We start from the raw sequence: 18964 nt of genomic DNA, 5'->3' as shown, positions 1-18964 counted from the left end.
GCATAATTAGTCAAAGTCTTTCGTATAGATGTGGGTGCTGATTTTGAAAGATTCTTTATTTTCTAGGTAAATCGATGAATTATTGCTACAATACTACCTTTCTCTTTTTGTGTCATTGATCTGAACACCTTATGATGTTATGAGAAGAATAATCTTCGGACTTAATTTTTATTTTCGCTTTATTAGCTATTAATGCGAATCAGCGGTTGATTCAAATCTGAATCGGAAACGAGTTAACTTCACCAACAGGCTTTATTCGAAGAAACTCCCGCCAAGGCTTGCTTTTCTGAAAGAAAATCAGTATATTTGAATTATACCAAAAGCGAGAACAATTATGGCTAATCCAAAATTACCGGGAATTTCCGAAAGCGAGCAAGCCTTATTGTATGCCAAACTGAATGAATACAACCGAGGCAGAGCCTCCTTTAAAGAGGCAGGGGTTTATCTGGTGGTGTTGCCCCGACCGGGAAAGCCCAACTATTCCCTTTGGCTCTACTCTCCCCTGCCCGAAAAGCAATCGATTCTCTATATACACGATTTATCTCCGGATATCAACGAGTCCCTGCGGATAGCAAGCACCATGTTTTATTATTCGCGACGGTGCCTCATCCTGATGGATTACAACGAGAAGAGAATGCAGAGCAACGGTGACGACCTCATCTTTTTCGGCAAATACAGGGGACACTTCCTGCACGAAATCCTCAAAGTCGATCCTGCCTATCTAAGCTGGATCGCCTATAAGTTTACTCCGAAGATTCCCAAACAGGAGCGTTTCGTCAAAATAGCGCAGGCATATCATTCGGTACATCTGGACGTGATGCTGCGGAAGAGCAAAGAGGTACGCCGAAAAAGCCGCTATCTAGGAGAAGTGAACGAGAAGCTGACGGACTTAAAGTTGAAAGTCATGCGGGTACGCCTGGAAGACGATCCGTATAAAACAAGAGTATACGGAACGACTCCGCAATTTTTCGTCAAGCAGATACTGACTCTGAACGACGCCAGCGGCAACCTGGTGACGATGAGCATCCCATCAAAAACTCCCAGTACGGTATCATGCACTCTATCCGGAATAGAGCATGAATATCGCCCGGGAGAAATTATATATGTAGCATCGGCGCGGGTGTCACGCCTGTTCGAAAGCTACGGTTCCAAATATACCCGCCTCAGCAATGTGAAGCTGGCAATAGTTAACGCTTGGTCCAGTCGTCTTTGACGAAACTTGCCGGATAGGTCACTTTGTCGACAATACCGTCTTTCTGACGAATCCAGGAAGTGAACGTGCGGGCGCCTTCATCAAGCACGATGATACGGGCACCGTTCGGCAGGTGATTGTATTCTGTATTTCCGCCTGTGAAACGACCGTAAGCCAACAGGATTCCTTTCCACATCACTGCATAATCATTGTCATGATCATGTCCCACGAATATTCCCATCACATCTCCGGACTCTTTCATGGCAGCAAACATGCCTGTATTCAGTTTCGGAGCACAGGCTTCTTCCATGCGGGTTCCGCGCAGGATGGCATTTTCGTCGGAAGCTGCTTCATTGTATTCCGGCACAGGAATGTGGAAGAAAGCAAGTGCCGGCAATGGCTTCCCGCCGTTCTGTGCTGTATAGGCTGCGCTCTGCTGACGATACCAGTTGACCTGATCGAACGTGAGCCATGCGTAACCTTTCACATCCTTCAGCGGGGAGTAAGAATGAGAGTCCATGCAATACAGGACGGCTGCATCCTTCTTCGCATCGGAAGAGGCTTTCACGGTCAAGACATAATCCGGAGAAAGGACCGAGCCACGATCCGGCATCAGATTGCCGGGTACCTGACGGATGATGTCATATAGCTGTTCCCGCGTCATTCCCTGTTCATTATCATGATTGCCGAAAGTGACAACAAACGGCAGCTTACGCTTCGATACCTGTTCCAGCACCTGCAACATACCTTTATCTGCCGGAGCAGAATAAACGACATCTCCGGTGAAGATTACAAAATCAGGTTGTTCTTCGTCGAGTACCTGATTAATACGTTCCAATGCGATGTCGGAAGCGGGATTCTTATACTTGAAATGGACGTCGGTGAACTGTACGATTTTAAATTTACCGTCTTTATTGAAGCGTAATTCGCTCTTTTGGGCGAAGCAGAAGACGGTCATACACAAAGAGACCAGTGCTAAGAATAATTTTAAAGTTCGATTCATACTATTTATTGTTTAAGGGGGTTAGTAATCTGCTTTGTCAGTCCTTCTCTATCAACACAGTAGCATAAGCGGAAATGCCTTCTTCCCGTCCGGTAAAACCGAGTTTCTCCGTCGTAGTTGCCTTGATCGAGATATCTTCCGCATCGATTCCCATGACGGCTGCCATCGTTTCCTGCATCAAAGGGATATGGGCTTTCAGTTTGGGACGCTCCGCGCAAATAGTCGCATCGATATTCCCGACACGGTATCCTTTGGTCGCAATCAGTTCCACTGTCTTTTTCAAAAGAATCTTGCTGTCGATATTCTTGTACTCTCCGGCAGTATCCGGAAAATGATAACCGATATCGCGCATATTGGCGGCTCCCAACAAGGCATCGCAAACCGTATGCAGCAATACGTCAGCATCCGAATGTCCCAACAACCCTTTGGAATGTTCCAGACGGATACCGCCCAGCCACAATTCACGACCTTCGACCAACTGATGTACGTCGAAGCCAAAACCTACTCTTATTTTCATAAGCTATTTAATAAATGAGTCAAATAAAGAATACACGGGTCAACGTATGTAGAAGTCAAGCAGCTTTTCTCCTTCAAGATATCCCTGCAAGTGCTGACCGATACTGACCGGCCCTACTCCGGCAGGCGTGCCCGTAAATAGTAAATCGCCAATCTTCAAAGTCACAAACTTACTGACGTAGGCAATGATGTCATCAACTTTGAAAAGCATATCGGCTGTACAGCCGCGCTGCACTTCCTTGCCGTCAATCATCAGATTGAAATTCAGAGACTGGATATCTTTGTAGCGGTCTACCGGAACAAAGGTGCCGATAGCGGCAGAAGAGTCGAAACCTTTGCAAAGTTCCCACGGATTGCCCGCTTCGCGGAATTTCCGTTGCAGGTCACGGGCGGTAAAGTCAATGCCTACCGTCAATGCATCATAATAACGACTGGCAAAACGGGGAGAAATATTCTTTCCCAAACGGTTGATGCGTACTACAAGCTCCGTCTCATAATGTACTTCATTCGAAAAATCGGGGATAAAGAACGGTTTGCCATCTTTCAGAATAGCCGAATCGGGCTTCATGAAAATAACCGGTTCTTTATTTACGGATGTATGTCCCAGCTCCTGATTGTGCAGGGCATAGTTCATTCCTACGGCAATAATCTTCATTATTTGATTTCATTAAAATTAAGGCGGTTGAACATCACCGCCAGATGAGCGTAAAGGGATGTATTCTGTACCACGATGTCCTCAGGTACACGGATACGGAACGGGGTAAAGTTCCAGACTGCCTTGATTCCCCCGTCCACCATCATATCTGTGATGCACTGGGCAATCTCGATAGGAACGGTCAGCACGCCAATCTGCACGTCATATTCTTCCATCTTCTTCAGAAAGTCGTCCGAATGGTAGATAGGAATCCCGTTGAGGTTAGTGCCGACCAAAGTCGGGTCTACATCAAAAGCAGCCACAATCTCAAGCCCGAAATGCTTCAGACCGGAGTCCTGCAAAAGTGCGCCTCCCAGACTGCCGACTCCAAAAAGAAAAGCCTTATGTATCTCCGTAAACCCCAGGAAGTGCTCTAAAACCTCAATGAGCGCATCGACCTCGTACCCTACACGTGTACGCCCGGAGATATTCACATACGACAAGTCTTTTGCTATCTGTGAAGCGTCAATATTTATTTCCTTAGATATCTGCGTAGAAGAGACAAAACGTTCGCCTCTTTGCTTCAGCAACTTGACATTCGACAAGTACCAAGGCAGTCTGCGCAAAGTAGGCTCCGGCACTTTCGTACAATCTATCTGCTGTATCTTTTGGTTCTCGGCCATTTCTTTTATTTATTCAGGTTATAAGATTGACAAAAATACGTTTTTTTTCGGAATTGCAAGAATGATTCATACTATTTCTACACAGGTGCTATTCTCCCGCAAACGTTGACAACGGAATGCTGACGGAAACTCCCGCCGAGCGGTATTTCAAACTGTCGAAGCCAAGGAAGACGCCTAACCGTGCCAGTTTCATGAATCCGATGGAGTAACCGATTTCCGAATAGGGACGGCGGTCGTATTCCACAAGTGTACGGAGATGCAGCGCTTCATCGAGGTTCTTCTTTTTCAGAAAAGGAAGAAATTTCAGCAACAGACAGGGTGTGTACCAGGAAATATTAGCTTGTACCCAACGGGTATTGGTAGAGTATGCATAATTATCCAGCAAAGAGAATCCTGTATCAAACGAGCGTTCCGTCACCGGCAAACCTGTGGTCGCAAAATGCTTGAAATCGGGGAATTGCATACCGCTCTTATTCCAGAATGTTCCGGCATTAACAGCCCAGTCTAGTGTATTAAACATTCCGAACTCTATGCTCTGCCTGGCCGAAAACTCCGCCAAGTGATAGGACGGAGAAGGCAAAGCCCCTTTCAACGGGAAAGCACGGTCATAACGCAATGTAAAGGTAGGGCATTTGGATTCTTCATATACTTTCTTTCCTCTGTACATCCGGTAATAATGAGCCGGTGTATATTCCAAGGCAAAGGAAGCTTTCAATAATTCATTTTCCGGCATCGGATAGAATGCCCGGCTGTCCGGAATATTCGACTCCGCTTCTTTCTTGAACCAGCTCCGGTGTATATGATTCTCCAGCATCTGTCGTCGCTGCCAGGAAAGCGAGGTAGAAAGCAACAAACTATTCGCCAGTTCGATCTTATTTTGGAAAGACAGGAAACGCTTCTCATAGAGTTTCACATCATTCCGCCCGAAGAAAGAAGAGGCAACGGTATTTATCAGACGGGATTCTCCACTTTCTCCATTATAATCGGCAGAAAGAACTCCGCCGGACAGTTCCAGATATCCCCGTCGCCTCGGAGCATAACTCAAGGAGAGTTCACTTTGCCCTGCTACCGCTTTACGGGCAGTGGTATAATAAGCAGAAGGAGTGAATCGCAAAGTAGATGCCTCCGATAGCTTCAACCCTGTTTCAAACTTAGCTCCCAGCCAGAAGCCATCCACAAAATTATACTCAGACACATAGGAAGGCAAGCCTTTCCAGCCAATCCATGCTTTCTTGTCTGAAGTACGATAGGTTTTGCCCATCAGGAAACTCTTTCGACTCTTTTCTGACTTCCTTCGACAGCTTTAGAATTGCGGGAATAGTCTTCATTTTTCCTGTGCCTTTCAGATAGGTTCCGGCCCTAAATCCCTTCACCTGTGTCCGGTAATAAGGAGCATTCGCAATCGCCTTACGCATTACGGAATAGGCCGGATCTTCCGCATCTTTCACCACATTCACTTCCCGCAGACTATATATTTGTTCGGAGAGCACAATATTCTTTTCCACATCTCCGGCAGATATGGAAAAGGAGAATGTTTGTCCAGCGAAACCTAAAGAAGAAACCTCACAGGTATATTGTCCCGCCGGGAGCGAGGTCTGAAAACAGCCGTTATCATCGGTGGTGAAGCCTGTTTTAAGTTCTTTCAGATAGAGTGCCGCATAGGGGATCGGATTTCCTGCAAGATCAACTACTCTGCCTTTAAATGTTTGTGCCCAAAGAGAAATAGTAAAAGAACATATGAGAGCAAACGCTATGGATCGTTTCATCATTTTCTGTTTATTAGTCTTATTTCGTTTTATTATTAGACGCCAAAGTAAACAAAAGATTGCAAAGTTCCCCACAAAATATTACTTTTGACACAATAAAAGTTGAAGTATATGAAAAATAATGATTGGAAAGATAGATTGAACGTGGTCTACTCTACAAATCCTGATTTCAACTATGACATGGATGACGATCAGGAACAAGTGACGCTGGACAAGAGCAAACAGAACCTTCGGGTTTCTCTCGACCGAAAAAACCGTGGCGGCAAAGTAGTTACACTCATCACCGGATTCGTTGGAACAGAGAATGACCAAAAAGAACTCGGAAAAATGCTAAAAAGTAAATGCGGAGTCGGAGGTTCGGCCAAAGACGGAGAAATCATCGTACAGGGAGATTTCAAGCAGAAAGTGATAGACCTGCTGATAAAAGAAGGATATACAAAGACCAAAGGGGTCGGAGGATAATAAAAAAGGGCGGAAACCATCAAAGTTCCGCCCTTCTCTATTATCTTTTTGAGATAAATTATTCAGCTTTCAGAGTGAAGCGCTTAAAGTCAAGAACCTTCAGTTCAGGATCAGCAGCTGCCAATACTTCTCTTACAGTCTTCTTAGCGTCCATAATATCTTCCTGATTCAGCAGACAAACTTCTTTCAAGAACTTGCCCAGACGACCCTTAGCGATGTTCTGAATCATTTGTTCCGGCAGATGTGCAGCCTTTTCAGCAGAAACGGTAGCAATAATTTCCTTTGCCTTAGCTATATCTTCAGCTGTAATCCAGCCCTTAGCCATATTGCTTTCCATGTGCTCTTCGCTATCTACATGAGCAGGGTTGATGTTAGCTTTCTTCAAAGCAGCTTCTACAGCTTTCTGTACCTGTTCAGCTTTTGTTTTCTCGATAGCAACAGCAATTTCCTTTTCCTTTACTTCTTCAGAAACGCCATCTTCATCAATAGCAATCGGATTCATGGCAGCAATCTGCATAGCTACTTGCTTAGCCAACTGGTCGTCAACGTTCTTGTTAAAAGCAACAATGGTGCAAAGACCGTTTCTGTTCATGTGATTGTAAACAGCAGTGCTTGTTCCTTCTACAGTCATGTAACCATCAAGCTCCATTTTCTCACCTGTGATACCGCTACGGTCAACCACTGCATCCTGTACAGTACCGTTACCCATCGGCAAAGCTTTTACTTCGTCCAATGTCTTGCATTTGTTAGCCACAGCAAGATCAAGAATATCCTGAGTCAGTTTCACAAAATCAGCATTCTGAGCCACAAAGTCAGTTTCACACTTCAGAGCAATGACAACGGCATAGTCACCGGTAGTCTTAGCCAAAACGCAACCTTCAGAAGCATCACGTTCTGAACGCTTAGCAGCAACAGCTTGTCCTTTCTTACGGATAATTTCCATTGCCTTGTCGTAATCGCCTTCAGCTTCTGTTAATGCATTCTTGCAATCCATCATACCAGCTCCGGTCATTTTGCGCAGCTTGGTAATATCAGCCATAGTTACAGCCATAATAATTTCCTTTATTTAAATGAATAATAATTTTCAAAACAAAAAATGTGCCAATCTGCCAATACAATGCAGGATGAGGTAACTACCACACGCCTGCACGCTAGCAAATTGGCACATTTATATATTTAAGCCTCTTCGTCTTCCTTGATGAAGGCAGCAGCTTTCGCTGCATTGATAGCTTCTTCATCAGACTTGTCGAGTCTTGCTTTTACTGATTTCTTCTTGCCTTTGTTTGCAGGAGCTTCACCAGCAGCTTCCATATCGATCTTTTCAGCTTTTCTTTCTTCCAAACCTTCGATCATTGCAGCACAGCAAGCATCCAGGATAACTTCTACTGATTTAGTAGCGTCATCGTTAGCAGGAATTACGAAGTCAACGTTTGTAGGATCAGAGTTAGTATCAACGATACCGAATACAGGGATACCCAGACGGTTAGCTTCACGAACTGCGATATTTTCTTTCATTACGTCGATAACGAACAATGCAGACGGCAGACGAGTCAAGTCAGCGATAGAACCCAAAGTCTTGTCCAATTTTGCACGTTGACGAGAGATCTGAAGAACTTCTCTCTTAGAAAGGTTAGAATATGTACCATCGTTAGTCAATTTATCGATAGTAGCCATCTTCTTCACAGCCTTACGGATAGTCGGGAAGTTGGTCAACATACCACCCGGCCAGCGCTCGATTACATAAGGCATATTAACAGACTGAGCTTTCTCAGCTACAACCTGCTTTGCTTGTTTTTTAGTAGCAACAAAAAGAACTTTCTTGCCTGATTTGGCAATCTGTTTCAAAGCTTCAGCAGCTTCGTCTACTTTTGCAACTGTTTTGTGGAGGTCAATGATGTGAATACCATTGCGTTCCATGAAAATATAAGGAGCCATTGCAGGGTTCCACTTTCTCTTAAGGTGTCCGAAGTGGCAACCGGCTTCCAATAAAGTATCAAAATTTGTTCTTGACATCTTGTTTTTTCTTTAAATCGTTTACTTTCTTTTTTGTTTTTTCTAAACCAACCGCTGGGTAGTCTATGAGCAGAGTCCCAGTAGTTTAGATACTAAACATATTCCTCGGTCAGGCAGCACATTAACGCTTGCTGAACTGGAATCTTCTACGAGCTTTCGGCTGTCCCGGTTTCTTACGCTCTACAGAACGTGGGTCACGAGTCATGAAGCCTTCAGCACGAAGTGCAGCCTTATCTTCAGCGTTCATCTTAATCAATGCGCGAGCGATTGCCAAACGCAATGCCTGAGACTGGCCAGTGAAGCCACCACCACACAAGTTTACTTTGATGTCATACTTCTCAGCAGCACCCAGCTTGTTCAATGGTTGTTTTACAACATACTGAAGTATAGTTGATGGAAAGTACTCTGCAAGGTCTCTCTTGTTAATAGTAATCTTTCCTGTACCTTCGCTTACGAATACACGTGCAATTGCACGTTTACGTCTGCCTAATGCATTTACTACTTCCATTATATCTTATTTATATGAATTAATATCAATCATTTTCGGGCTCTGAGCTTCATGTTTGTGTTCGCTACCAGCGTATACATACAGGTTACCCAGCAATTTAGCTCCCAAGATATTCTTAGGAAGCATACCTTTCACTACTTTTTTCAGTAATCTCTCTTCGCCGTTCGGTTTAGTGATCAAACGGGCAGGAGTCATTTCTCTCTGACCACCAGGGTAGCCTGTATATGACAAATATACTCTGTCATTCCATTTGTTACCAGTCAGTTTTACTTTGTCTGCATTGATGATAATAACGTTATCACCGCAGTCTACGTGAGGAGTAAAGTTTGGTTTGTACTTTCCTCTCAGCAATTTTGCAACTTTTGCTCCCAGACGACCTAAAGTTTGGTCTGTAGCGTCAACGATAACCCATTCTTTGGTTACGGTCGCTTTGTTTGCAGAAATGGTCTTGTAACTTAAAGTATCCACTCTAATTTTGTTTTTTAAATGTTACTACTAAAAATTTTCTTCACCACATATCAGCCTCCCCGGACAAAGGAGGACTAACTTGCTATGAATTAATCTCTTATCATTTTGTGATAATAATCGGCTTGCAAAAGTACGGCTTTTCTTTGAATTGGCAAACTATTTCTAGCTTTTTTTGGATTTATCGGGTTGAATGACAAGGGAAACTTACTATATTTGTAGATAAGGTGCAGAAAATAAAAAGGCCTCCTCCGGATTGACACCGGGGAGGTCAAAAAACAACAAAGAATCTATATTGCAATCTAATTTATCGCACAATATCTTCCGGAAACTTAGCCGGCATCTCCACCCGTTTCCAGGTCTCATAATACCAAGCGTTCAGTTCATTTCCGTTCAGATCGTTCTTGATGAAGTATTTCAAATGCAGATAATCATTATCCTTTATTTCAAACTCCAGAATATTATCCTGATTATCGAGCATCGGAAGGTGGATATTCTTCTCGATACTCTCTTTATAAGAATCATCAGTCAACTGTTTATACGTACCATATCCTGTGATAATCGCATCCGAACCGGGAATAATGGTAAAATTCACGATTCTGCCGTCATCACTCAATACCTTAAATGTATTACTGGGTTTCAACGATCCCGGAACATCGGGAGATTCTGATACATAATGGCACAACTGCCAGATCCCTTTCAAATCGGCCGGTTTGAATTTGGTTTTCTTTTGGGCCGTCGCACCTGTTACCGCTAACAACATAATTGAAAGCATGGTAAAGAAATAGAGCTTTTTCATGACAATATGATTTTAGTTAACACTCTTGAATGCGCATGTCCAAATATAAAGATTTATTTTGAGAAAGTAACAATCAAATGCATAAAAAAACTCGCACAATCAAAAGATTATGCGAGTTTTACATAAATATACCGAAATATTAGAAATCAGCATTTCTCGGTGTACGTGGGAACGGTATCACGTCACGGATATTTGACATACCTGTTACAAACAGCAACAGACGTTCAAAACCGAGTCCGAAACCGGAGTGAGGACAAGTACCGAACTTACGGGTATCCAGATACCACCACATATCCTTCATCGGGATATGCATTTCTTCAATACGAGTCATCAACTTGTTATAATCCGCTTCACGTTCAGAACCACCAATGATCTCACCGATCTTCGGGAAAAGAACGTCCATCGCACGTACTGTCTTTCCATCCTCGTTCTGCTTCATATAGAAGGCTTTGATTTCCTTCGGATAATCAGTCAGAATCACCGGACGTTTGAAGTGTTCTTCCACCAGATAACGTTCGTGCTCGGAAGCCAAGTCTACCCCCCAGTAAACAGGGAATTCGAACTTGTGACCTTTCGCAACGGCATCTTCCAGAATCTTGATACCATCCGTATAAGGCAAACGAACGAAATCATCCTTCAATACACCTTGCAGACGTTCAATCAAGCCCTTATCGAACATATCGTTCAGGAACTTCACATCATCCGCACAGTTATCCAACGCCCATTTCACACAATATTTGATAAACTCTTCTGCCAGGTCCATATTATCAGCAATGTCGTTGAACGCAACTTCCGGCTCAATCATCCAGAACTCTGCCAAATGGCGGGGAGTATTGGAGTTTTCGGCACGGAAAGTAGGACCGAATGTGTAGATAGCGCCCAAAGCAGTGGCAGCCAATTCACCTTCCAACTGACCGGATACTGTCAAACTTGCCTGCTTGCCAAAGAAGTCGTCATCATAAGAGATAGAACCTCTTTCGTCTTTCTTCAAGTCATACAGATTCATGGTAGTTACCTGAAACATCTGTCCGGCACCTTCACAGTCGGAACCTGTGATAATCGGTGTATGGAAATAGAAAAATCCCTTTTCATGGAAAAACTTGTGAATAGCAATCGCCATGTTGTGACGAATGCGGAACACTGCACCAAAGGTATTGGTACGCGGACGCAAGTGAGCGATCTCACGCAAGAATTCCATGGAGTGACCTTTTTTCTGCAATGGATATGTATTGTCGCAAGTACCCAGCACTTCGATTTCTTTAGCCTGCACTTCCACCTTCTGACCGGAACCCACAGATTCCACCATTACTCCGTTCACGCTAATACAAGCCCCGGTAGTAATCAGTTTCAGCATCTCTTCATCGAAATTAGCCAGATCTACTACGATCTGCACATTATTTATTGTAGAACCGTCATTCAGTGCGATAAAGTTAACTTGTTTGCTACCTCTGCGGGTGCGAACCCATCCTTTCACATTGACCATAGCGCCAATATCTTCGCGCTTCAACAGATCAACAATTTTTGTTCTACCAATCTTTTCCATAAAACTTTTTTAATACAATATTATATATTACTCAAACGACCCCATGCGGAGGTAGTTTACTTCTGCTTCCGACAGGTAACGCCAGTCTCCGCGGCGCAGACCTTTTTTGGTCAGTCCGGCAAAGAATACACGGTCGAGTTTTACTACTTTATATCCCAGTGATTCGAAAATACGGCGAACGATACGGTTCTTGCCGGAGTGAATCTCGATACCTACCTGGTCTTTCTTGAAATCATCTGTGTAGCTGATAGCATCTGCATGGATTTCACCGTCTTCCAACTGTACGCCGGCTGCAATCTGATCCATATCTGCTTTTGTCAGGTTCTTGTCCAGATGAACATGATATATTTTCTTTTTCAAGAATTTCGGGTGTGTCAGCTTGGAAGCCAGGTCACCGTCATTTGTCAACAGAAGTACACCAGTCGTGTTGCGGTCAAGACGCCCTACCGGATAAATGCGTTCGTTGCAAGCGCCTTTTACCAGATCCATTACCGTGCGGCGTTCCTGCGGATCATCCGATGTAGTAACCGTATCTTTCGGCTTATTCAACAGTACGTATACCTTACGTTCGATGCTTACCGGTTCATCGTGGAACTTCACCACATCCGAGCGTTTGATCTTTGTACCCAATTCAGTTACTACTTCACCGTTTACAGAAACCACACCTGCTGTGATAAACTCATCAGCTTCGCGACGTGAGCAAACACCGGCATTAGCCAAGAACTTATTCAGACGAATCGGTTCGTTCGGATCAACAAACTGTTCCTTGTACTCAATCTGCTTCTTGATGCTATACTTAGCATTCGGATCGTAATCACTGGTACGCGGACGCGGACGATAGCCACCCTGCGAACGGTCATTGTTAAATCTCGGACGATAGCCACCACCGTTGTTATTACGGTAGCCACCACCTTCACCACTGTTGAAGCGGGGACGATATGGACGATCACCACCTTCGCGGTTATAAGGACGCTGAGGACGGTCGCCACCTTCGCCACTGTTAAAACGGGGACGGTACGGACGGTCGCCATAAGAGCGTTGCTCGCCACCTTCACGATTGTAAGGACGCTGCGGACGATCGCCACCTTCGCCGTTCGGATTAAATCTCGGACGATACGGACGGTCTCCACCTTCACGGTTGTAAGAAGGGCGTTGAGGACGATCATAAGAACGTTGTTCACCACCTTCGCGGTTGTAAGGACGTTGCGGACGTTCGCCTCCTTCATTGTTGCTATTGAAGCGAGGACGATACGGACGGTCTCCACCTTCACGATTGTAAGAAGGACGTTGGGGGCGATCATAAGAACGTTCACCATAAGAACGCTGTGGGCGCTCTCCACCTTCACTATTCGGATTAAATCGCGGGCGATACGGACGATCCCCACCTTCACGGTTGTAAGAAGGACGATACGGACGTTCTCCACCTTCTCTGTTGTAAGACTTGTTACCATCACGGCCGGCACCTGTATTCTCCTCATTGTAAGAATTTTCGCGCCATTCTTCGTTTTCTGTGCTCATTTTTTTTATTCGAATAAAATTAGACTTTGGCCTCACGGCCTATTTAAAAAACACGTTTATTGTATAAGTAAACAATTAAAGTCCCGTATATGTATGCGGAGTAATTGCTCTTAACTCTTTTTTAATATCTTCGCTTACGTTCAAGCCTTCGATAAACTCTTTAATAGAACTTTCTGTAATAGCCTGGTTGGTCCGGGTCAAAGCTTTCAATGCTTCATACGGATGCGGGTAAGCCTCGCGGCGTAAAATCGTCTGGATTGCCTCAGCCACTACGCTCCAGCAGTTGTCCAGATCACGGTAAATAGCCGGTTCGTTCAGCAACAGTTTGCGAAGTCCTTTCAGTGAACTCTGAATAGCAATCACGATATGACCGAAAGGCACGCCTACATTACGGAGCACCGTAGAGTCTGTCAGGTCACGCTGCAAACGGGAAACAGGCAGTTTCACAGCCAGGTGTTCCAGAATAGAAGTTGCGATACCCAAATTACCTTCCGCATTTTCAAAGTCGATCGGATTCACTTTATGCGGCATCGCGCTTGATCCTACCTCACCGGCTTTGATCTTCTGCTTGAAGTATTCCATAGAAATATACTGCCAGAAGTCACGGTTCATATCCACCATTATGGTGTTGATACGTTTCATCGCGTCAAAGACAGCAGACAAGTTATCGTAGTTCGAAATCTGAGTGGTATATTCTTCGCGCTCCAGTCCCAGTTTCTCTGCAACAAACCGATTACCGAATTGTTTCCAGTCATATTGAGGATATGCTACATGATGAGCATTGTAATTTCCGGTAGCGCCACCGAATTTTGCAGTGATCGGACATGCTTTCAGCATAGCCAGCTGACGTTCCAGGCGGTAAACGAATACCATCACTTCCTTACCCAAACGAGTCGGAGAAGCCGGTTGCCCATGAGTTTTGGCAAGCATCGGGATTTCAGCCCATTCTGTTGCATACGTTTTCAGTTGTGCAATCAGTTCTTCGATCAGCGGATAATAGACTTTATCCAAAGCTTCCTTGATAGAAAGAGGCACAGACGTATTATTAATGTCTTGAGAAGTCAATCCGAAGTGAATGAATTCTTTATAGTCATCCATTCCACCCAGCTTATCGAATTCTTCTTTCAGGAAATATTCTACGGCTTTTACATCATGGTTGGTTACACTTTCGATATCTTTAATGCGTTGCGCATCTGCTTCCGAGAAGTTACGGTAGATATTCCGTAAAGTTTCAAACACGCTGCTATCGATTCCTTTCAACTGCGGCAAAGGAAGTTCGCACAAGGTGATAAAGTATTCCACCTCTACCTGTACACGGTATTTAATCAGTGCAAATTCAGAGAAATAAGCTGCCAAAGCTTTAGTTTTGCCTCTATATCGACCATCAATCGGAGATATGGCCGTTAATACATCAAGTTCCATACGTTTTCTTAGATAATTATCAGACTGCAAAATTAACTCTTTTTCCTGAGTTATAAGGCAAAAGGATAAAGAAAGTTTGTATAAAAGCGGTAAGAAATAAAAAAAGTCTCACGAATTTCTTCGTAAGACTTCTATTTCGTGGGCGCTGAGGGATTCGAACCCCCGACCCTCTGGGTGTAAACCAGATGCTCTGAACCAGCTGAGCTAAGCGCCCTTTTGTTGACGGAAGTGTTTCGGTATTCTTTGTGGGCGCTGAGGGATTCGAACCCCCGACCCTCTGGGTGTAAACCAGATGCTCTGAACCAGCTGAGCTAAGCGCCCGTACACTTCCGTTTCAAAAGCGATGCAAAGGTACGGCTTTTTTTGAAACCTCCAAACATTTTGCATATTATTTTTCAAGAAACTTTTTATCAAAAATAAAAACCAACTGATTATCAGCAAATAATGAAAAAAGTTTTTTTCATGCAACTTTCCCTTCTCCAAGCCTGTCCACTAAACAGAACAAGATAAAGCCAACAATGTGGGAACACTCAAATCCGGGAAATAAGATTCCCGGTCAAGCCTGCTTACGGATAAGGCGCGCCGGATTCCCGACTGCAACACTGTCGTCGGGAATATCTTTCGTCACGACGCTTCCCGCTCCTATCACACAACGGTTGCCAATCGTCACACCGGGACAAATGACAGCACCGCCGCCAATCCAGCAATCCTCGCCGATCGTAACCGGATAAGCATACTCTTTCGAACCGCGACGCTCCAGATAATTCATCGGATGATGCGGTGTATAAATCTGTACGCAAGGGCCGACTAGCGTATGGGCACCGATTGTGATATACCCTCCGTCCAGAAAAGTACAGTTGGCATTGACAAAGACGTGTTCGCCCAACTTTATCCCGTCTCCGTGATCGCAATGGAAAGGAGGACAGATCACCGAAGTTTCAGGAATACCCGGCACCAGTTCTTCCAGCAATTCTCTGTACCCGTCATCATACGTGCTCAACCCGCGCATGATCGCCAGCAACTTCTTGGCATGCTCAAAACGCACCTGCAACTCCGGCGCGGACATATCAGCCAACTGGCTGCTACGCATCTTCTCTACTTCTGTCATATTCCTTATTCTCCCATCCCATTAATAAATACCAATTTCCTTTCATCCGAAAGCGATTCGTCAAACTCGAACCCTTCCCACGAGAATCCTTTCAGTTCCTCCGGAGTTCCGATCTTATTTTTCAAAATGAAACGTGTCATCTCGCCACGGGACATCTTGGTATACACCACTATCGTAGCCAGCTTTCCATTCTTCCAGACATGAAATTCGGGAGTGACCACACGGACTTCGCTCTCCACCCGCTTCCAGTCAAACAGGCTTTTCATCTCGTCACTGGCTAGATTGCACAAGATTCCTCCTGCCGATCGGATGTCCTCTATGAACGTATCCGTCAGACGCGACCGCCAATAAGAAAACAAAGTCTGATTCCCCAGTTCAGGCAATACGACATCTCCCTCCAGCCGATAAGCACGAATCACGTCCAAAGGACGCAACAGACCGTAACAGAAAGAAGTCAGCCGCAAATGTTCCTGCGCATACCCGAAATCTTCTGCAGAGAAGTCCTTCGGATTCAGCCGTTTGAATACAATGCCGGTATATGCCAGCAAAGCAGGCAATTCCGGAGTGGTTTCCGCATGAAAAGCCTGATAACGTTTATAATTCTCCACAGCAATCTTTGCGTTTACACGCAGCAGACGTTCTAATTCGTCTACAGAAAACTGGGACATCTGCAACGCTATTTCCGCCGCTTCCTTCTGAAAACGGGGACTCGTGGTCAAAGGAACTTTCACCTTCGACACCGCACTCATCGTCTTGGCACAAGATAGAAGTACTAACATTCTGAATCAGGTTTAATCATTTTGAAAAACACAAAAATAAAAAATAAATAGCTTCACTTGTTGACAGATATCCAAATTATGCCTACTTTCAGCCAATAATTAACTATAATCATTTATTAATTAACAAAAACACAAAAATCCCCCTTATGAGAAACAAGTTTGTATCTTTGCAAGCTCTGGCCTTATTGGTCATCTTTTGTCTGACGGGTAGCTTAACCCGTGCCGCTGTCAACCCGAAACCGTTTGTTGTCCCCGAACTCAAACAATGGACGGGAAAAGACGGTAACTTCACTCCGGGAAAAGACACCCGAATCGTCTGCACTTCCCAAAATCCCGAATTACTGAGAATAGCCCGGATGTTCGCCGACGATTATCAACAGATGTTCGGGCAGACATTAAGCGTAGCACAAGGCAAAGCCACGTCCGGCGATTTCGTCCTATCCTTGTCGGCAGACAAGAAGCTCGGTGAGGAAGGTTACGCCATCAAGATAACCGACCGTGTAGCCATCTCCGCTCCCACCCCGACCGGTCTTTACTGGAGCACACGCACACTCCTGCAACTGGCGGAACAAAATCAGGAACGCTCACTCCCGCAAGGAACGATTCGTGATTATCCCGATTATCCGCTTCGCGGTTTCATGATAGACTGTGGCCGTAAGTTCATTCCGATGGCTTATCTGCAGGACTTGGTGAAAATCATGGCTTACTACAAAATGAACACCCTGCAAGTCCATCTGAACGATAATGGATTCAAGCAATACTTCGAACACAACTGGGACAAGACTTACGCTGCCTTCCGGCTGGAATCGGAGACTTATCCGGGATTGACAGCCCGTGACGGCTCGTACTCCAAGAAAGAATTCATCGATTTCCAGAAACAAGCGGCATCCAACTTCGTGGAAATCATTCCGGAAATTGACGTTCCCGCCCACTCACTGGCTCTCACCCATTACAAACCGGAAATCGGAAGCAAGGAGTACGGCATGGATCACCTTGACTTATTCAAGCCGGAAACTTACGAATTCGTAGATGCTCTGTTCAAAGAATATCTGGAGGGCGACAATCCGGTATTCGTAGGCAAGCGTGTACATATCGGTACAGACGAATACTCGAACGCGAAGAAAGACGTGGTAGAAAAATTCCGTGCTTTCACCGACCATTACATCCGTTTTGTGGAAGGTTTCGGCAAGCAAGCAGTCGTATGGGGCGCGCTCAGCCATGCCAAAGGCGATACGCCCGTCAAATCAGAAAATGTCGTCATGAATGCTTGGTACAACGGATACGCCGATCCGGCAACTATGATCAAAGACGGATATCAACTGATCAGTATTCCGGACGGACTGGTATATATCGTTCCGAAAGCCGGCTACTATTATGATTACCTCAACGAACCATACTTATATAAGGAGTGGACACCCGCCCATATCGGCAAAGCTGTATTCGACGAAAAACATCCTTCCATTCTTGGCGGTATGTTTGCCATCTGGAACGACCATGTCGGCAACGGTATCTCGGTGAAAGACATCCATCACCGTATATTCTCGCCCCTGCAAACACTCTCTGTAAAGATGTGGACAGGCGCTCAAACGGGCATTCCTTATGAAACATTCAATGAAAAACGTGCCCTCCTCAGCGAAGCGCCCGGAGTCAACCAACTGGCAAGAATCGGCAAAAAGCCGGAATTGGTATACGAACGTTCCACAGTCGCTCCCGGCAGCACTTCCGATTATCCGGAAATTGGCTATAATTACACTGTCAGTTTCGACATTACCGGAGCAAAAGAAAGTGAAGGAACCGAATTGTTCCGTTCGCCTAACGCCGTATTCTATCTGTCAGACCCTATTCGGGGGATGATGGGATTTGCACGCGACGGCTATCTGAATACCTTCCCCTACAAAGTGAATCCGGGAGAAAAAGCAACAATTCAGATAGAAGGAAACAATCGCAGCACAACGCTGAGAGTCAACGGTAAAGTGGTTGATGAAATGAATACGCAGAAACTTTACTTTAATGCGGGAAAAGATTCAATGAACTATGTACGTACACTAGTTTTCCCGCTGGAGAAAGCAGGAAACTTTAATAGTAAGGTACAGAATCTGAAAGTATACAATTATTGCGTAAGCAAACCATAAGATTTAGATACGGATTACACAGATTTCACATTTTTTTAGCGGTACAATCTACCAAAAACCGTATCAATCTGTGTAATCCGCTTCTGGAAGAAGCACAATCATTCATTTCATTTACGTACGGATTTGAGCAAAATGATAGTAATAGTATCTTAAAATGGGGGTGCCCCCAATGGAGATACTACTGTTTCATTCATTTTTGAACCGTTACGAATCAATTCAAACCTGTATAACCAAAAGCTACACAAACGTTTCTTCCCTAAGCAATAAAACGCTTTTTTATTGTCACTTATCACTTTTCGAAGTTAACTAACTGATTATAAACATATCATCGGTGATAATAAGCGGTGATAATACGGTGACAATAGCTGCATCCATACATTTTATTGTCACTTCCCTCCCAATCTCACTGTTCATCTCACCT

The 18964-nt window shown here is 44.6% G+C and carries 17 protein-coding genes, 2 tRNA genes and 1 pseudogene; 3 read left to right on the top strand and 17 right to left on the bottom strand.

Features of this window, described 5'->3' with window-relative positions:
• Positions 1–334: 334 nt before the first annotated feature.
• Positions 335–1213: a hypothetical protein gene (locus BT_RS19620; protein WP_008764147.1), complete on the top strand. Its 879-nt coding sequence runs from the start codon at positions 335–337 to the stop codon at positions 1211–1213.
• Here the strand turns inward: BT_RS19620 and BT_RS19615 are convergent.
• The 5 genes and pseudogenes from BT_RS19615 to BT_RS19595 all read right to left on the bottom strand — a co-directional run bounded on the left by BT_RS19615 (position 1188) and on the right by BT_RS19595 (position 5797).
• A complete protein-coding gene (locus tag BT_RS19615) occupies positions 1188–2195 on the bottom strand; it encodes a metallophosphoesterase family protein (RefSeq protein WP_008764146.1) in 1008 nt (335 codons plus the stop codon). The genes BT_RS19620 and BT_RS19615 overlap by 26 nt on opposite strands.
• A 37-nt stretch (positions 2196–2232) precedes the next feature.
• Positions 2233–2712: a 2-C-methyl-D-erythritol 2,4-cyclodiphosphate synthase gene (ispF, locus tag BT_RS19610; protein WP_008764145.1), complete on the bottom strand. Its 480-nt coding sequence runs from the start codon at positions 2710–2712 to the stop codon at positions 2233–2235.
• Positions 2713–2751: 39 nt separating this feature from the next.
• The gene (locus BT_RS19605; protein WP_008764144.1) at positions 2752–3366 is read right to left on the bottom strand and encodes a fumarylacetoacetate hydrolase family protein; all 615 of its coding nucleotides are present in this window, start codon (positions 3364–3366) and stop codon (positions 2752–2754) included.
• A complete protein-coding gene (locus tag BT_RS19600; protein ID WP_008760805.1) occupies positions 3366–4028 on the bottom strand; it encodes a redox-sensing transcriptional repressor Rex in 663 nt (220 codons plus the stop codon). The genes BT_RS19605 and BT_RS19600 overlap by 1 nt, the downstream gene beginning before the upstream one ends.
• Positions 4029–4116: 88 nt before the next feature.
• A pseudogene (locus BT_RS19595) lies at positions 4117–5797 on the bottom strand (DUF5686 family protein).
• Between the two features lie 108 nt (positions 5798–5905).
• Between BT_RS19595 and BT_RS19590 the strand changes: the two are divergent.
• A complete protein-coding gene (locus BT_RS19590) occupies positions 5906–6256 on the top strand; it encodes a translation initiation factor (RefSeq protein ID WP_008764143.1) in 351 nt (116 codons plus the stop codon).
• A 58-nt stretch (positions 6257–6314) separates the two neighbouring features.
• On the opposite strand, the gene tsf is transcribed toward BT_RS19590, so the two are convergent.
• The 12 genes from tsf to yaaA form a co-directional block, all read right to left on the bottom strand.
• Entirely contained in the window at positions 6315–7307 is a 993-nt protein-coding gene (tsf, locus tag BT_RS19585) for a translation elongation factor Ts (RefSeq protein WP_008764142.1), read from the bottom strand.
• Between the two features lie 125 nt (positions 7308–7432).
• Positions 7433–8269 carry a 30S ribosomal protein S2 gene (gene rpsB / locus BT_RS19580; RefSeq protein WP_008760802.1) on the bottom strand — a complete coding sequence of 279 codons (837 nt, stop codon included), beginning with the start codon at positions 8267–8269 and terminating at the stop codon, positions 7433–7435.
• A gap of 121 nt (positions 8270–8390) precedes the next feature.
• Positions 8391–8777 (bottom strand): 30S ribosomal protein S9, encoded by a 387-nt coding sequence (rpsI, locus tag BT_RS19575; RefSeq protein WP_011109004.1) that lies wholly within the window; start codon positions 8775–8777, stop codon positions 8391–8393.
• Positions 8778–8783: 6 nt separating this feature from the next.
• Positions 8784–9245, bottom strand: a complete 462-nt coding sequence (gene rplM / locus BT_RS19570; protein WP_008760800.1) for a 50S ribosomal protein L13 — start codon at positions 9243–9245, stop codon at positions 8784–8786.
• 304 nt (positions 9246–9549) lie between these two features.
• Entirely contained in the window at positions 9550–10041 is a 492-nt protein-coding gene (locus BT_RS19565) for a DUF4488 domain-containing protein (protein WP_008760799.1), read from the bottom strand.
• Positions 10042–10180: 139 nt separating this feature from the next.
• Positions 10181–11584, bottom strand: a complete 1404-nt coding sequence (asnS, locus tag BT_RS19560) for an asparagine--tRNA ligase (RefSeq protein WP_008760798.1) — start codon at positions 11582–11584, stop codon at positions 10181–10183.
• A gap of 27 nt (positions 11585–11611) precedes the next feature.
• Entirely contained in the window at positions 11612–13102 is a 1491-nt protein-coding gene (locus BT_RS19555) for a pseudouridine synthase (RefSeq protein WP_008760797.1), read from the bottom strand.
• Between the two features lie 75 nt (positions 13103–13177).
• Positions 13178–14524, bottom strand: coding sequence for an adenylosuccinate lyase (purB, locus tag BT_RS19550; protein ID WP_008760796.1), 1347 nt, complete (start codon positions 14522–14524; stop codon positions 13178–13180).
• 139 nt (positions 14525–14663) lie between these two features.
• Positions 14664–14738 (bottom strand) — tRNA-Val (locus tag BT_RS19545).
• A 32-nt stretch (positions 14739–14770) separates the two neighbouring features.
• A tRNA-Val gene (locus tag BT_RS19540) sits at positions 14771–14845 on the bottom strand.
• Between the two features lie 235 nt (positions 14846–15080).
• On the bottom strand, positions 15081–15632 hold the full coding sequence (locus BT_RS19535; RefSeq protein WP_008764140.1) for a sugar O-acetyltransferase: 552 nt from the start codon (positions 15630–15632) through the stop codon (positions 15081–15083).
• 5 nt (positions 15633–15637) lie between these two features.
• Complete coding sequence (yaaA, locus tag BT_RS19530) at positions 15638–16411, bottom strand: peroxide stress protein YaaA (RefSeq protein WP_011109003.1); 774 nt, start codon at positions 16409–16411, stop codon at positions 15638–15640.
• A gap of 146 nt (positions 16412–16557) precedes the next feature.
• On the opposite strand from yaaA, the gene BT_RS19525 reads away from it, so the two are divergent.
• The gene (locus BT_RS19525) at positions 16558–18543 is read left to right on the top strand and encodes a family 20 glycosylhydrolase (RefSeq protein ID WP_011109002.1); all 1986 of its coding nucleotides are present in this window, start codon (positions 16558–16560) and stop codon (positions 18541–18543) included.
• The last annotated feature ends 421 nt before the right edge of the window (positions 18544–18964 follow it).

The organism is Bacteroides thetaiotaomicron VPI-5482 (genome assembly GCF_000011065.1).
Lineage (GTDB): Bacteria > Bacteroidota > Bacteroidia > Bacteroidales > Bacteroidaceae > Bacteroides > Bacteroides thetaiotaomicron.
The sequence above is the reverse complement of the archived record's forward strand: the minus strand, read 5'-3'. Positions and strand labels throughout refer to the sequence as shown.

What these genes read in the sequence shown, in the direction of transcription:
- BT_RS19600 (WP_008760805.1), bottom strand. Translation starts at nt 4,028, where the DNA reads ATGGCCGAGAACCAAAAGATACAGCAGATAGATTGTACGAAAGTGCCG.
- BT_RS19590 (WP_008764143.1), top strand. Translation starts at nt 5,906, where the DNA reads ATGAAAAATAATGATTGGAAAGATAGATTGAACGTGGTCTACTCTACA.
- tsf (WP_008764142.1), bottom strand. Translation starts at nt 7,307, where the DNA reads ATGGCTGTAACTATGGCTGATATTACCAAGCTGCGCAAAATGACCGGA.
- yaaA (WP_011109003.1), bottom strand. Translation starts at nt 16,411, where the DNA reads ATGTTAGTACTTCTATCTTGTGCCAAGACGATGAGTGCGGTGTCGAAG.
- BT_RS19535 (WP_008764140.1), bottom strand. Translation starts at nt 15,632, where the DNA reads ATGACAGAAGTAGAGAAGATGCGTAGCAGCCAGTTGGCTGATATGTCC.
- asnS (WP_008760798.1), bottom strand. Translation starts at nt 11,584, where the DNA reads ATGGAAAAGATTGGTAGAACAAAAATTGTTGATCTGTTGAAGCGCGAA.
- BT_RS19525 (WP_011109002.1), top strand. Translation starts at nt 16,558, where the DNA reads ATGAGAAACAAGTTTGTATCTTTGCAAGCTCTGGCCTTATTGGTCATC.
- rpsB (WP_008760802.1), bottom strand. Translation starts at nt 8,269, where the DNA reads ATGTCAAGAACAAATTTTGATACTTTATTGGAAGCCGGTTGCCACTTC.
- ispF (WP_008764145.1), bottom strand. Translation starts at nt 2,712, where the DNA reads ATGAAAATAAGAGTAGGTTTTGGCTTCGACGTACATCAGTTGGTCGAA.
- BT_RS19615 (WP_008764146.1), bottom strand. Translation starts at nt 2,195, where the DNA reads ATGAATCGAACTTTAAAATTATTCTTAGCACTGGTCTCTTTGTGTATG.
- BT_RS19565 (WP_008760799.1), bottom strand. Translation starts at nt 10,041, where the DNA reads ATGAAAAAGCTCTATTTCTTTACCATGCTTTCAATTATGTTGTTAGCG.
- BT_RS19555 (WP_008760797.1), bottom strand. Translation starts at nt 13,102, where the DNA reads ATGAGCACAGAAAACGAAGAATGGCGCGAAAATTCTTACAATGAGGAG.
- rpsI (WP_011109004.1), bottom strand. Translation starts at nt 8,777, where the DNA reads ATGGAAGTAGTAAATGCATTAGGCAGACGTAAACGTGCAATTGCACGT.
- purB (WP_008760796.1), bottom strand. Translation starts at nt 14,524, where the DNA reads ATGGAACTTGATGTATTAACGGCCATATCTCCGATTGATGGTCGATAT.
- BT_RS19605 (WP_008764144.1), bottom strand. Translation starts at nt 3,366, where the DNA reads ATGAAGATTATTGCCGTAGGAATGAACTATGCCCTGCACAATCAGGAG.
- BT_RS19620 (WP_008764147.1), top strand. Translation starts at nt 335, where the DNA reads ATGGCTAATCCAAAATTACCGGGAATTTCCGAAAGCGAGCAAGCCTTA.